Origin of the sequence: Streptomyces sp. WM6378, assembly GCF_001279695.1 — a bacterium.
GTDB lineage: Bacteria > Actinomycetota > Actinomycetes > Streptomycetales > Streptomycetaceae > Streptomyces.
Window position 1 is genome coordinate 88816 of sequence record NZ_LGDD01000177.1, and the last position, 12913, is coordinate 101728.

Consider the following 12913-nt stretch of genomic DNA (forward strand, 5'->3'; position numbering starts at 1 on the left):
TCCTGGACAAATCCTAGATTTTCCGGGCATGGAGTGCCCGGTGGAGCCTTTGTCGAGCCACACCATAACGCGATACATCGCGTCCTGTCAGCGGTCCTGCGCGACCTTCCTCACCCCCTGGTCACGCACAGGTCCCGGATCAGCCCATGACCGTGTAGCCCGCCTCCCGCAGCGCCGCCGACACCTCCGCGCAGTGCTCCGGGCCCTTCGTCTCCAACTGCAACTCGACCTCCACCTCCGTGAGTCCGAGCCGAGGGTCGGTCCGCACGTGGCTCACGTCCAACACATTGGCATCCAGCACTGACAATTCCCCGAGAAGCGAGGCCAGCGCCCCGGGCCGGTCCGTCAGGCGAAGGCGCAGCGACAGGTAGCGGCCCGCCGCCGACATGCCGTGCCGCAGGATCCGCTGCATCAGGAGCGGGTCCACATTGCCGCCGGAGAGCACCGCGACGACCGGCCCCCGGAATGCCCCCGGATCGCTGAGCAGCGCGGCCACCGGGCTCGCCCCGGCCGGCTCCACGACCAGCTTCGCCCGCTCCAGGCAGAGCAGCAGCGCACTGGAGAGCTCGTCCTCGGAGACCGTACGCACCTCGTCCACCAGCTCGCTGACCAGCGCGAACGGTATGTCCCCGGGCCGCCCCACCTTGATCCCGTCGGCCATCGTCGGCGCCGGGTCGATGGCAACGGGGTGCCCGACGGCCAGCGAGGGCGGGTAGGCCGCGGCGGCCGCCGCCTGCACGCCGACGATCTTCACGTCGGGCCGCAGCGCCTTCACCGCGACCGCGATGCCCGCCGCAAGACCGCCGCCACCGATGCCGACGACGATGGTGCGCACCTCGGGGCACTGCTCCAGGATCTCCAGGCCCACCGTGCCCTGCCCGGCGATGATGTCCTGGTGGTCGAAGGGGTGGATGAACACCGCGCCGGTCTCGGCCGCGTACGCCTCGGCGGCGGCCAGCGTCTCGTCCACGACCGTGCCGTGCAGGATCACCTCCGCGCCGTAGTGCCGGGTCGCGGCGACCTTCGGCAGCGGGGCGCCCATGGGCATGAACACCGTCGAGTGCACGCCGAGCAGCGAGGAGGCCAGGGCCACGCCCTGCGCGTGGTTGCCCGCGCTCGCGGCGACGACCCCGGCCGCCCGCTCCTCGGGACGCAGCCCCGCGATCCGTACGTACGCCCCGCGCAGCTTGAACGAACCGGTGCGCTGGAGGTTCTCGCACTTGAGGTGGACCGGGGCTCCCACCAGCGACGACAGGTGGCGGGACCCCTCCATCGCGGTGGTGCGGGCCACCCCCGACAGCATCTTCTGCGCGCCGCGGATGTCATCGAGGATGAGGTGGTGCAAGGGGCCAGACGTACTGAAGCTCATGACAGCAAGTCTTGCAGCTCACGCCCCTTTCCGGCCGCCCGGATTCTCATGCGCACGGGAGTTGTCCACAGGTTTGCGCACCGCCGGTACGTATGCCGGTCGGGCCGCGTACTCTGTCCCCCACCACACCGACACCCGCACGAGAGAGCCCCGGCCATGCCCCCAGTTCAGGACATGACTCCCCCGCTTGACCCCGGCCTCCTCGATGCCCTCCAGCACCAGGTGGCCGTGTTCGCCCGCCGCGCCGAGCAGACCAGGCTCGGCGGCGTCGGACAGGTCCGCAACTCGATGGACCGGGCCGCGTACCTGCTGCTCAACCGGCTTGACCTGGAAGGCCCGATGGGCGTCAAGGCACTCGCCGCGGGCATGGGGATCGACTCGTCGACCGTGACCCGCCAGGTCGCGCCGCTCGTCGACACCGGCCTGGTCAAGCGCACTTCGCACCCCGAGGACGGCCGGGCGGTAGTGCTCCAGCTGTCCCCGCGCGGCCAGTCCCGCCTCGAAGAGGTGCGCTCCTCACGGCGCGAGCTGATGGCCCAGGTCACCGACGGGTGGACGGAGCACGAGCGGGAGTCGTTCTGCACGCTGCTCACCCGCTTCAACTCCGCGCTCTCGGCCCGCCAGTCGGCCACTCAGGAGCCGTCCGCGCCGACCTCTTGACCGGGGGCTCGCGCCTGCCCTCATATGAGGCTCATGCGCGAGCGGCACTCCAGCCAACACCGCCGCCGCACCCGGGAGTTCGAGGCATACGTGGCGGGCGCGGGCGGCCGGTTGCTGCATGCCGCCACCCTGCTCACCGCCGAGCTCCCGGACGACAACCCGCGCGCCCGGCGCCTGCTCACCGCCGCCCTGGCCGAAACGTACGCCCGCTGGCACCGGCTGCGCGGTGAGGACCCGTACGACCGCACCCGCCAGGAGCTCGCCGCCCGGTTCGCCCGCGCGGCTTGGCGCCACCACCGGCCGGTCGTCCCCGGCCTGCCCCGGCCGCACGCCGACGAGGGGCTGCTCGCGCGGCTCACCCCGCAGGAGCGGCTCATCCTCGTCCTGCGGCTGTACGAAGGGGTCGCCGAGGAGCAGACGGCGGCGCTGGTCGGGCTGCCGGCCGACCGGGTCCGCGCCATCTGCACCCGGGCGATCGCCACCATGCGCAGCACCCCGCCGACGCCGCCCGCGCCCGCCGCCCCGGCCCCCGGGGTGGCCACATGAGCGGCCGCGTCCACCTGACCGGGGCCCCGGCACGGGAGGCTGTCCGATGAGTACGCCCGACCGCAAGACCGCCGAGGTCCGCCGTCTCCTGGAGGGCGGCCCGCACCCGGCCGTACCGGCCGAACTGGCTACCCGGGCAACCGAGTTGGGCCTGCGCATGCTGCACCGCCGACGCCTGGTGCGCCGCACCCTGTGGGTGCTGCTCGCGGCTGCGGTGATCGTCTTTCTGGTGTGGGCGTCGATCGCCCAGCCCTGGGTGGCGCCGCCGTCCACGGTGACGCCACCCGTCGAAGGGCTCTAGGGGGATGTCCCCTTAACCCAGCGCCTGCTGAAGGTCGGCGAGGAGATCGTCCGCGTTCTCGATGCCCACCGAGACCCGAACGAGGTCCGCCGGGACCTCAAGCGCGGAGCCCGCGACGCTGGCGTGCGTCATGCGGCCCGGGTGCTCGATCAGCGACTCGACCCCGCCGAGGGACTCGCCGAGCGTGAACAGCTTCGTACGGTTGCAGACCTCGACCGCCGCCTCCTCGCCGCCCTCGACGCGGAAGGAGACCATGCCGCCGAAGGCACGCATCTGCTTGGCCGCGACGTCGTGCCCCGGGTGCTCGGGCAGCCCCGGGTACAGGACCTGGGTGACCTTGGCGTGCCGGGTCAGCATCTCGGCGACCTTGCCCGCGTTCTCGCTGTGCCGGTCCATGCGCACCGGCAGGGTCTTGATGCCGCGCAGCACCAGCCACGAGTCGAAGGGCCCGGCGACCGCGCCCATCGCGTTCTGGTGGTACGCCAACTCCTCGCCGATCTCCGCCGAGTTGGCGATCAGCGCGCCGCCCACGACGTCGGAGTGGCCGCCCATGTACTTGGTCAGCGAGTGCACGACGACGTCCGCGCCCAGCGACAGCGGCTGCTGGAGGTAGGGGCTCGCGAAGGTGTTGTCGACGACGAGCTTGGCGCCCGCGTCCGCCGCCACCTGCGCCACGGCCGCGATGTCCGTGATCCCGAGCAGCGGGTTGGAGGGCGTCTCCACCCAGATGACCTTCGTACGGTCGGTGACGGCGGCCCGCACCGACGCCGGGTCCGAGGTGTCGGCGACCGACCACTCGACGCCCCAGCGCGAGACGACCTTCGCGAACAGGCGGAACGTGCCGCCGTAGGCGTCGTTCGGGATCACGACGTGGTCGCCGGGGGCGAGCAGCGTACGCAGCAGGCAGTCCTCGGCGGCGAGACCGGACGCGAAGGCGAGGCCTCGGCGGCCGCCTTCGAGGGCCGCCAGGTTCTCTTCGAGGGCGGTCCGCGTCGGGTTCGCGCTGCGGCTGTACTCGTAGCCGCCGCGCAGGCCGCCCACGCCGTCCTGCTTGTAGGTGGAGACCTGGTAGATCGGGGGTACGACCGCACCGGTCAGCGGATCCGCGGTGTTCCCGGCGTGGATCGCGATGGTCTCGAAGCTCTTGTCGAGGTGCTCGTGGCTCATGGTCCAGAGCCTAGTTCGTCGGCCCGCCGGGTTCGTCATATCCGGCCGCGGTCTGGTTCGCTGGAGGGCATGGAGATTCTGTGGACCCTGCTCGCGCTGTGCATGCTCGTCGCGATCATCGGCCGGTTCGTGTTCCGCCGCGGCGGGGGCGGCATCCAGTTGTCCCGGCCCGGTGCGCCCGATGCCGCCGACCCGGCGGCGTACGGCTTCGCGCTCCAGGAGGAGCTCGACGTGCGCATGCCCGGGCCCGACCAGGATCTCCTCGACGTGCTCGCCGTCGTGCAGCAGACCCAGGACTGGAAGCCGGCCGCCCGCCTCCTCGCCGAGACCCCGAAGGAGGGCGAGCGGCGCTGGCAGCGCGTCCAGGCCTTCGCGGGCGCGGCTTCCCTGGAGCTCGCCCAGCGCCCGGGCGTCGGCGGGGCCTGGCTGCGCAAGTGGCGCTCCGAGGCGCCGAAGGACGCGGGGGCCGCGCAGGTGCACGCGGAGTTCCTGGTCCAGCAGGCCTGGCGGTCCTCGTCCGTCGGCCAGGACGACTTCCGCATCATCCTGGAGGAGGCCCGCACTGTGTGCGGCGAGGCCGCGCTGCTCGCGCCGGGCGACCCCGTCCCGTACATCACCGAACTCGCGGTGGCCCGCGGACTCGCCTACCCCCGCCCGGAGTTCGACCAGCTGTGGGCCAAGGTCATGGACCGCGCCCCGCACCACATGGGCGCGCACCTCGCGGCGCTGCACTACCACTGCGAGAAGTGGCACGGCTCGCGCACGCAGGCCGACGAGTTCGCGACGTCGGCGGCGGCCCGCGCCCCGCGCGGCTCCCTCCTCTCCGCGCTCCCCCTCTTCGCGGTGTACGAGCACGTCCCCGACGTCGTCATGGTCAGCGACTTCTACCGCACGGCGGTGGTGAGCCGCGCCATGGAGGGCGCCCTGCACGCCGTCCACCAGGCCCGCCCCGACGACCCGGTCCTGCCCCAGGTCCGCCACCTCCTGGTCTTCTTCCTGGTGCGCGCCGAACGCTGGGCGGAGTCGATGGACCAGTTCGTCGCCCTGGACGGCTATGTGGGCGCCCTCCCCTGGACGGTCTCCGAGGACCCGGCGGCGGACTACACCCTGTGCCGGGCCCTGGCGGTGGCGGGCTACGAGGCGAACGGGGGCAGCCCTGCGACGCTGCGGCGGCCGTAGCGCGAGGCCGATTCGGGTGGCCGATTCGGGTGGCCGATTGGGGGGGCCGATTGGGGGGGGGCCGGAATCTCTCGGCCCGGCCGTACGTTCCGTAGAGGCACACACAGAGGGAGCCACTAGGCACCCACAGAGGGACCACACCTTTCCGAGGAGCCCCCGATGATCTTCGGCCGCCGCACGCCCGAGCTGCCCACCCCCGAGCAGGCCCTCAAGGGACGCCCGGAGCCCGAATTCACCCTGCCGTCCCGGCACACGGTCCTGGGCAACCCGCTGGCGGGCCCGTACCCCGAGGGGCTTGAGGTCGCGGACTTCGGGATGGGCTGTTTCTGGGGCGCCGAGCGCAAGTTCTGGCAGACCCCGGGCGTCTGGACGACGCTGGCCGGCTACCAGGGCGGGAGCACGGTGAACCCGGCGTACGAGGAGGTCTGCTCGGGCCTGACGGGCCACACGGAGGCGGTCCGGGTGGTGTACGACCCCGCCCTCGTCTCCTACGAGCAGCTCCTGAAGGTGTTCTGGGAGAACCACGACCCGACGCAGGGCTTCCGCCAGGGCAACGACGTGGGCACCCAGTACCGCTCGGCGATCTACACCCACACCCCCGCCCAGGCCGCCATCGCCAAGTCCTCCCGCGAGGCCTACCAGAAGGTCCTGACGGCCTCGGGCCACGGCACGATCACGACAGAGCTACTCCCGGCGGAGGGGCGCCCGTTTTACGCTGCGGAGCCTTATCACCAGCAGTACCTGGACAAGAACCCGGCGGGGTACTGCGGGATCGGGGGGACGGGGGTGTCCTGCCCGGTCGGCATTGCCGAGGCCGGCTGATTCGCGTTGCGGGGTCGGCGGGTGTCGCCGTCGGCCCTGGCCGTGAGCCGAGGCGCGTCGTGTCCTCCGACGCCCCGGAGGACGACTCGTTTCCTGTTCTGGAAAGAACCGGCGCTTGACCTGGCCGCAAGCGGCTCGGGAGCATCGAACGCGACACGCTGCACCGACGTGTGGGGGCCAAGAATGCTGCGGAAGCTGTCCGGTGACCCGGAGTGCAGGAACGGAACGTGCCCGACGCTGTGGGGCACCGAGGACGCCACGGACTACGTGGTCCAGGGCTACGTCATTACCGACCCCGAGCGGCTGGCGCAGCTCGATCTGCCAGAGGGCGAGACCGCCGTCGTGGTCCCGGCCGCAGTGCTGGAGGAGTACTTCCGTGCTCAGCGGTGAGGAGTTCAGCCGTCTCTTCGAGACTTTCGAGCGGACCGCCTTCCGTTTGGAGACGCTCTCCGTCTACAGCGTGGAGGAGGAGCGCGAGGAGTTCGAACGCTTCCTGGCCGACGGGGACATGGGCCCTGACTGGGACGACAACCCTTGGGTGCGGTCGATGACCGACAAGGGCAAGCAGGTCTCGCGCGTCCATGTGCTGAGCTCTCCGCTGACCGACTACCTGCGGTACGAACTCGCCGCCTACCCGGGCAACATCACGGCCGGCGAGACCATCGGCATCATCGACCGGGCCGAGCAAGACGTGACCAACCTGCCTGATCACGACTTCTGGTTGTTCGACGACCAGAAGGTGTACCGGATGCACTACACACCCGATGGCGCGTTCATCGGCGCCGAACTGCTTCCTGCCCACAGACTTGCCGAGTACCAGGGCTACCGGGACCGCGCCTTGGCCGCAGCGGTCGCGTTCGCGGACTACTGGGAGCGGCACCGCTGACCAACGACTCGATCGGGAAAGCCCTGCGGGCACTGCGCGACGCATCCGGACTCACGGGTGACTCGGTGGCCCGCAGGGCTTCCATGTCTGCCGGGAAGCTGTCGAAGATCGAGACCGGCAAGGTGCGACCGACCGTCCAGGACGTGGACCTGGTCCTCACCGCCATTGGCGTGAGCCAGGAGGTCAAGGAAGAGTTCCTGGCGACAGCCCGCGCCGAAGCCACCGAAGCCACCGCCTGGCGCCTGCTGCGTCGCACGGGCCCGTGGAAGCACCAGAAGACCATCCGCGCCATCGAGGCCGGCACCACCACGCTCAGACTCTTCCAAGGCCAGCTCGTCCCCGGACTCCTCCAGACACCCGAGTACGCCTCTGCCGTCTTCGCCCTGCCTCCGGCCCTGCCGGAGGACACCAGGGCCAAGACCGTGGCGGCCCGCCTCGAACGGCAGTCCGTCCTCTACGAGCCAGGCCGGCACTTCTGTTTCCTGATCTGCGAGCACGTACTCCGGTGGCGTATCAGCGAGCCCGTGATCATGGCGCTCCAGTTGGACCGGCTCGTGTCCGTGTCCAGGTTGCCCAACGTCTCGCTCGGTGTCCTGCCGTCCGACCGCCGGATGCCGGACTTCCCCATGACCTGCTTCAGCCTGCACGACGACCGGCTCGTCATCGTGGAAACGTTCCACTCCGAGGTCACCACCCGCGACCCGAAGGACGTCGAGCTCTACCTCGACACCTTCGAGCGGTTCGCCGCGGTGGCGGTCTACGGCGATGCCATGAGAGCCCTGGTCGAGGGCGTCCGGGACAGATTCTTGCCCCAACAGGAAAGGCCCTAGAACGAGTTGCCCACCGGGTGAAGCATCAGTGCTGCCGACACCCGAGGGAAGGAATCCCAGTGAGCAGCCCCAGCACCACGATGGACCCGCCGGTCCAACTGTCCCTTCCCCGCACACCCCCCGCACCTGAGCCGGGTTGCGGTGTCTGCGCCGCCCTCGCGCAGCAGCGCACGGCGGCGTACGGCGCCGGGGACCTGTCCGCCGTCTCGGACTGCAACGTCGAGTTGGCCTCGCACCCCAAGAAGCACCTCGGGGGGCGGTAGTGGAAATGCAAGCATGGCGTGATGCGTGGACCCGGGCCGAGGGCGCCTGTAACGCACTCACGGAGGTGCTGGAGGCGCTCGGATTCCCTGAGCCCGTGCGGGCTGCGATCCGCCCCCAGGTGCACTACCGGGGCACCGCTCAGGTGCACGTCGGCGTGATCGACGCCGGTCGTGTCGAGGAGTTGGCCGCTGCGCTGCGCAGGTCGGTCGAACTGCGGCCTCCGGCAAGGTGAGGGCCCGCTCCCGTCTCACGGTCGGGCACCTCCTGGCCCGCTTCGTAAGGCGACCGGCTGTCGGCCAGGGTCCGTTCGGGGGAGTCCGAGCGGTTCCTGGCGTACGGGGGTGCGGGTTCGGGTGAATTGCTGGGGACATCAGCAATCGGCCTGACAGGCGGTAGGCGTGAGCAATCCGAGGACGACCATGGGGGACCCCGTACATCTGGCGCTGCCGCATGCGCCGCCCCAGCCCGCTCAGGGCTGTGCGGTGTGCGCGGAGTTGGCCGGGCTGCGGCGGGCGGCTCGGGCGCGGGGGGACCTTTCGGCGGTCACCGATGCCGATGTGGAGATCCGGCACCACCCTCATCAGGCCCGGCGGCGCTGACCCCGTCGACGAACCCCGGGTCGGCCCGGCCGCCGGACCAGGATCGGGTCCGCGCCGGCCGCCGGGTGGAGCAGCGTCCGAGTACGTCGAGCGCCGGCCAGCCTCCGCCGGCCGGCAGCCCGATATTCGCTGGTCACACCCCGCCCCGCCGGGCCACGCTTCCCCCATGGAAGCCAGGGAAGCCACAGAAGCCACGGAAGGCGCGCACGACCGCACCCCCACCCCGCCCCGCCAGCAGATCCGCGCGCTGCACACCGAGTCGACGGTCACCGTCTACCAGGCGTACGACCCGGCGCTCGGGCTGCCCGCCGCGCGCGAGGGGCGGTTTCCGGCGGCCTGGAAGCGGGAGCGGATGACCTGGGTCAAGCCGTCGTTCCTGTGGATGATGTACCGCTCGGGGTGGGGCACGAAGGACGGGCAGCGCACCGTGCTCGCCGTCGAGATCCGGCGGGACGGGTTCGACTGGGCGCTCGATCACGCCTGCCTTTCGCATTACGTACGCGAGCTGCACGGCGAACCGGCCGACTGGAAGCGGGAGTTGAGGCAGGCGCCCGCCCGGGTGCAGTGGGACCCCGAGCGGGATCTGCGGCTTCAGCCGCTGCCGTGCCGCTCGCTGCAGCTCGGCCTCGCCGGGGAGGCCGTGCGGCGGTACGCGGACGAGTGGATCGTCGGCATCCAAGACGTGACCCCGCTCGCGCACCGCGTCCACGCGCTCGTGCGGGACGGTCAACTCGGCGCAGCCCAAGCCCTGTTGCCCGACGAGCGGGTCTATCCCCGGGCCGGGTAGCTCATTCCAGTTCCGCCCAGATCTCGTACGAGATCTCCGCCGCCCGGTCCGCGTCCCGCGCCTCGCACGCCGCGATCAGGTCCTCGTGGCGGGCGGCCGAGGCGCGGGCCGCCGTGCTGGAGAAGCGCTGGTGTTCCAGGCGGCGCAGCAGCGGGGTGTAGCGGGCCACCGTGTCGGCAAGGGGCTGGTTGCCGCTCGCCGCGACCGGGACGGCGTGGAAGGCGTCGTCCGCGCTGATCGCCGCCGCGATGTCACCCGCGCCCACCGCTCGTACGAACTCCGCGTTCGCCGAGCGCATGCGGGCCAGGTGGTCCCGCTCCAGGCGCGGCAGGGCTTCGCGCACCGCGAGGGTGTGCATCGCGCCGACCACGGCGAGCGCGCCCCGGATCTCCTCGGCGACCAGCGGGGCGACCCGCGTGTAGCTCTGCGGTTTCGACACGACGAGGCGTTCCGTGGCGAGCCGGGCAAGGGCGTCACGGACCGGGGCGCGGGTGAGGCCGAGGCGGGCGGCGAGCTCGACGTCGCCGAGTTTCGCGCCGGGGGCGAGCTCGCCCGACACGATCGCGGCGAGCAGCGCCTCGTACGCGACATCGCGCAGCAGGCGGCGGGACGGCTCGGAGGCCGCGGCGGCGGGGGTGGCAGCGGGGGCGGGTGCTGGCTGATCTGCGGTCACAACTAACATTTTAGTTTGTGACCGAGTGCGGGAAGCCGCGAGGAGTACGAGGGGAGTGGTACGGCCGTGAACCGGAACCGAGGGGCCGCCGCGCCCATGGCGCTCGGCGTGCTCGCCGCCGCCTGTTTCGCGACCAGCTTCGTGCTCAACCGCGAGATGAGCCTGGCGGGCGGCTCCTGGCTGTGGAGCGCGAGCCTGCGCTATCTGTTCATGCTGCCGCCGCTCGTGCTCCTCGTGTGGGTACGGGGCGGGCTGCCCGGGGTCGTACGGAGTCTGCGCGCCCGGCCGGGGCCGTGGCTGGGCTGGTCGACCGTAGGGTTCGGGCTGTTCTACGCGCCGCTGACCTGGGCGAGCCAGGAGGGCGCGGGCTGGCTGCTCGCGGCGACCTGGCAGCTCGTGATCGTCGCCGGGATCGTGATCGGCGGGCGGGTGCCGCGCCACACCCTCGCGGTGTCGCTGCTCATCGTCGCCGGGGTCGTGCTCGCGCAGACCCAGAACGCGCACGGCATGGACGCGGGCACGATCGCCCGGGTCGTCGTCCCGGTCCTGGTCGCGGCCGTCGCCTACCCGCTCGGCAACCGGAAGCTGCTCGGCCGCGACGGTCTCGACGGGGTGCAGCGCACCCTCGCCATGACGCTGGGCTCGCTGCCAATGTGGGTGGTCCTCGCCGGTACGGCGGGCCTGCGCGTCGGTGCGCCGGGGCGGGGCCAGGTCGTCCAGTGCCTGATCGTGGCGCTGGCGTCGGGCGTGGTGGCGACCACCCTGTTCTTCCGCGCCACCGATCTCGTACGGGACCGGCCGGCCGCGCTGGGTGCGGTGGAGGCGACCCAGGCCGCCGAGGTGCCCTTCACCCTGGCGGGCGAGGCCCTGCTGACCGGCGTCGCGACCCCGTCCCCGACCGCCTGGACGGGCCTCGCGCTCATCGTCGGCGGGCTCTGCCTGCACGCCCTGCACCGGCCGCCACCGGAACCCCCGGCCCCCGCTTGGCCCGGCGCCACGCCGGCCCGTCCGGAAGTCCCTGCCCCTCGACCACCGTCCGCCCGAACTCCCTGACCAGCTCGACGACTTCGGCCCCGCGCGAGAGCTCGGCCGCCGGCGGGCGGGAGTGACGACCACGATCCGGGAGTGCTCGGTCGCCGTAGGGATCAGGGCCCCGCCTCATAGGGTGACCGGATGGGCATCGGGGAGCGCGTACGCACCGGCATCCGCGACGCGGAGGGGGCGGCGGAGGGCGGGCCGGAGCCGGCGGGTCGGTCGCGGGGGCGGGGCACGCGGGTGACCGCCCCCATCCGGAAGGGGTCGTGGCGGGCCCGCGCCGCCGTCCCCGCGCTCGTCACGGCTCTCACGATCCCGGCGTACGTCTGGTGGGCCACCGCCCTCGCGACCGGCGGGGGCGACCTGGCGGCGCAGCTCGCCTGGTCCGGCTTCGCCTCGCGGCACCCGGGGTCGGCGTACAACCTGTCCTGGTACGGCGGTGCCCACACCGCGAACTACAGCCTCCTCACGCCGTGGTTGATGTCCTGGTTCGGGGTGCGCGCGGTGACGGTGGCGGCGGGCGTCGCCTCGACCTGGCTGTTTGCCCGTCTGTTCGTACGTGCGGAGTCGGTGCGCAACCCGTGCTGGCCCGCACTGCTCGGGGCGCTCACGCTGTGGTGCGACGTGGCGTCCGGCCGGACGACCTTCGCGGTGGGGGTGGCGTTCGGGCTCGGGGCCTGCTTGTGGGTGCGGGAGAGCGGTGCTCTTGTTGTGGAGCGGGGAGCGCGGCGCGGCTGGGGGCGAGCAGCGCTCCGGGGCGAGAGCGCCGCTCTCTATCCAGAGCGGCGCGGCTCTCTGCGCAGCACCCTCGGGGCGAGGCGGCGCCCACAGCCGGACCGGCGCCCGCACCCCGACACACCCGCCGAGAGCGCCGCTCTCGCACCAGAGCGCCGCCCTCGCCTCAGAGCCCTGCTCGCAGCCGCGGCCGCCGCTCTCGCCACCGCCGCCAGCCCCGTCGCCGGGCTGTTCCTCGTCGTCGGCGGCGCCGCGTACGCGCTCGACCGGCGGTGGCTCAAGGCGGCGGCGCTGCTGCTCCCTCCGGTCGTCATCGTCGGGGCGACCACCCTGCTCTTCCCCTTCGAGGGTGAACAGCCCATGTGGCTCGGCAAGGTATGGATGCCACTGGCCGTCTCCGTCGTCCTGGCGTGCGCGGCGCCGCGCGGCCGAGGCTGGCGAGTCGTGCGGTTCGGCGCCGCCGTGTACGGGCTCGGCGTCGTGCTCACCGACCTCGTCGCCTCCCCCGTCGGCACCAACGTGGAGCGCCTCTTCGGCCTCGCGGGCCCGCCGGTCCTGCTGGCCGCCGCCCTGGCGCGGCCCGTCGAGCGCACCATGAAGACGGACGCCGCCCCGGACGCCCGCCCGGCCCCGGGCGCCCACCCGGACAAGGCTCGCCGAGCCCACCGGCTCCGCCGCACCGCCCTCGCCCTCGCCTGCCTCGTCTCCCTCCTCTGGCTGGGCGACAAGACGATCGCCGATCTCCGGGTGTCGACCGCCGTGCCCGCCTGGGCCGCGAGCACCGGCGGGGTCGTCGCCGAGCTGGGCCGCCTCGGCGCGGACCGCAACCGCGTCGAGGTGGTCCCGGCCCGCAACCACCGCGAGGCGGCCGTGCTCGCCGCGCACGTCAACACCGCCCGGGGCTGGAACCGGCAGCTCGACGTCGAGCGCGGCCGGCTCTTCTACGACGGTTCGCTGAACCAGGGTCTGGTCGAAATCTCGGGACGGTCACGATCGCCGCCCGTAGCGATCACGGATCAGAACGGGAATGCCCTGGTCATGCGTGAATTGTCCAGGCTGG

General features: G+C 72.3%; 17 protein-coding genes. 14 read left to right on the forward strand and 3 right to left on the reverse strand.

Annotation, left to right across the window (positions count from 1 at the left end; all coding sequences use genetic code 11):
* Positions 1–139: 139 nt before the first annotated feature.
* Positions 140–1369: a threonine ammonia-lyase gene (gene ilvA, locus ADK54_RS16135; protein WP_053726327.1), complete on the reverse strand. Its 1230-nt coding sequence runs from the start codon at positions 1367–1369 to the stop codon at positions 140–142.
* Positions 1370–1525: 156 nt separating this feature from the next.
* On the opposite strand from ilvA, the gene ADK54_RS16140 reads away from it, so the two are divergent.
* The 3 genes from ADK54_RS16140 to ADK54_RS16150 are packed head-to-tail and all read left to right on the forward strand — an operon-like array spanning position 1526 to position 2876.
* Complete coding sequence (locus tag ADK54_RS16140; RefSeq protein WP_053726328.1) at positions 1526–2029, forward strand: MarR family winged helix-turn-helix transcriptional regulator; 504 nt, start codon at positions 1526–1528, stop codon at positions 2027–2029.
* Positions 2030–2062: 33 nt separating this feature from the next.
* Positions 2063–2575 (forward strand): sigma factor-like helix-turn-helix DNA-binding protein, encoded by a 513-nt coding sequence (locus ADK54_RS16145; protein ID WP_053726329.1) that lies wholly within the window; start codon positions 2063–2065, stop codon positions 2573–2575.
* Between the two features lie 46 nt (positions 2576–2621).
* Positions 2622–2876, forward strand: coding sequence for a hypothetical protein (locus ADK54_RS16150; RefSeq protein ID WP_053726330.1), 255 nt, complete (start codon positions 2622–2624; stop codon positions 2874–2876).
* Positions 2877–2888: 12 nt separating this feature from the next.
* On the opposite strand, the gene ADK54_RS16155 is transcribed toward ADK54_RS16150, so the two are convergent.
* Positions 2889–4043, reverse strand: a complete 1155-nt coding sequence (locus ADK54_RS16155; protein WP_053726331.1) for a cystathionine gamma-synthase — start codon at positions 4041–4043, stop codon at positions 2889–2891.
* A gap of 69 nt (positions 4044–4112) precedes the next feature.
* Between ADK54_RS16155 and ADK54_RS16160 the strand changes: the two genes are divergently transcribed.
* The 9 genes from ADK54_RS16160 to ADK54_RS16195 all read left to right on the forward strand — a co-directional run bounded on the left by ADK54_RS16160 (position 4113) and on the right by ADK54_RS16195 (position 9410).
* A complete protein-coding gene (locus ADK54_RS16160) occupies positions 4113–5222 on the forward strand; it encodes a hypothetical protein (protein WP_053726332.1) in 1110 nt (369 codons plus the stop codon).
* A 159-nt stretch (positions 5223–5381) separates the two neighbouring features.
* On the forward strand, positions 5382–6044 hold the full coding sequence (gene msrA, locus ADK54_RS16165) for a peptide-methionine (S)-S-oxide reductase MsrA (RefSeq protein WP_053726333.1): 663 nt from the start codon (positions 5382–5384) through the stop codon (positions 6042–6044).
* 183 nt (positions 6045–6227) lie between these two features.
* A complete protein-coding gene (locus tag ADK54_RS16170) occupies positions 6228–6434 on the forward strand; it encodes a hypothetical protein (protein WP_053726334.1) in 207 nt (68 codons plus the stop codon).
* Positions 6421–6930, forward strand: coding sequence for a DUF6879 family protein (locus ADK54_RS16175; RefSeq protein WP_053726335.1), 510 nt, complete (start codon positions 6421–6423; stop codon positions 6928–6930). Before ADK54_RS16170 ends, ADK54_RS16175 begins: the two co-directional genes overlap by 14 nt.
* 23 nt (positions 6931–6953) lie before the next feature.
* Positions 6954–7760 (forward strand): helix-turn-helix domain-containing protein, encoded by an 807-nt coding sequence (locus ADK54_RS16180; RefSeq protein WP_267887015.1) that lies wholly within the window; start codon positions 6954–6956, stop codon positions 7758–7760.
* A gap of 59 nt (positions 7761–7819) precedes the next feature.
* Positions 7820–8023, forward strand: coding sequence for a hypothetical protein (locus ADK54_RS16185; protein ID WP_063801987.1), 204 nt, complete (start codon positions 7820–7822; stop codon positions 8021–8023).
* A gap of 95 nt (positions 8024–8118) precedes the next feature.
* On the forward strand, positions 8119–8256 hold the full coding sequence (locus ADK54_RS45990) for a hypothetical protein (protein ID WP_159047778.1): 138 nt from the start codon (positions 8119–8121) through the stop codon (positions 8254–8256).
* Positions 8257–8443: 187 nt separating this feature from the next.
* A complete protein-coding gene (locus ADK54_RS43440; RefSeq protein ID WP_107090545.1) occupies positions 8444–8623 on the forward strand; it encodes a hypothetical protein in 180 nt (59 codons plus the stop codon).
* Between the two features lie 166 nt (positions 8624–8789).
* Positions 8790–9410: a DUF4291 domain-containing protein gene (locus tag ADK54_RS16195; RefSeq protein WP_053726338.1), complete on the forward strand. Its 621-nt coding sequence runs from the start codon at positions 8790–8792 to the stop codon at positions 9408–9410.
* A gap of 1 nt (position 9411) precedes the next feature.
* On the opposite strand, the gene ADK54_RS16200 is transcribed toward ADK54_RS16195, so the two are convergent.
* Positions 9412–10083, reverse strand: a complete 672-nt coding sequence (locus tag ADK54_RS16200; protein WP_234392091.1) for a GntR family transcriptional regulator — start codon at positions 10081–10083, stop codon at positions 9412–9414.
* Positions 10084–10149: 66 nt separating this feature from the next.
* Here ADK54_RS16200 and ADK54_RS16205 point away from each other — a divergent pair, with 66 nt between their 5' ends.
* Positions 10150–11136, forward strand: a complete 987-nt coding sequence (locus ADK54_RS16205; protein WP_199826979.1) for a multidrug resistance efflux transporter family protein — start codon at positions 10150–10152, stop codon at positions 11134–11136.
* Positions 11137–11256: 120 nt separating this feature from the next.
* A partial coding sequence (locus ADK54_RS16210) for a hypothetical protein (protein ID WP_053726339.1) occupies positions 11257–12913 on the forward strand: 1657 nt, incomplete at its 3' end.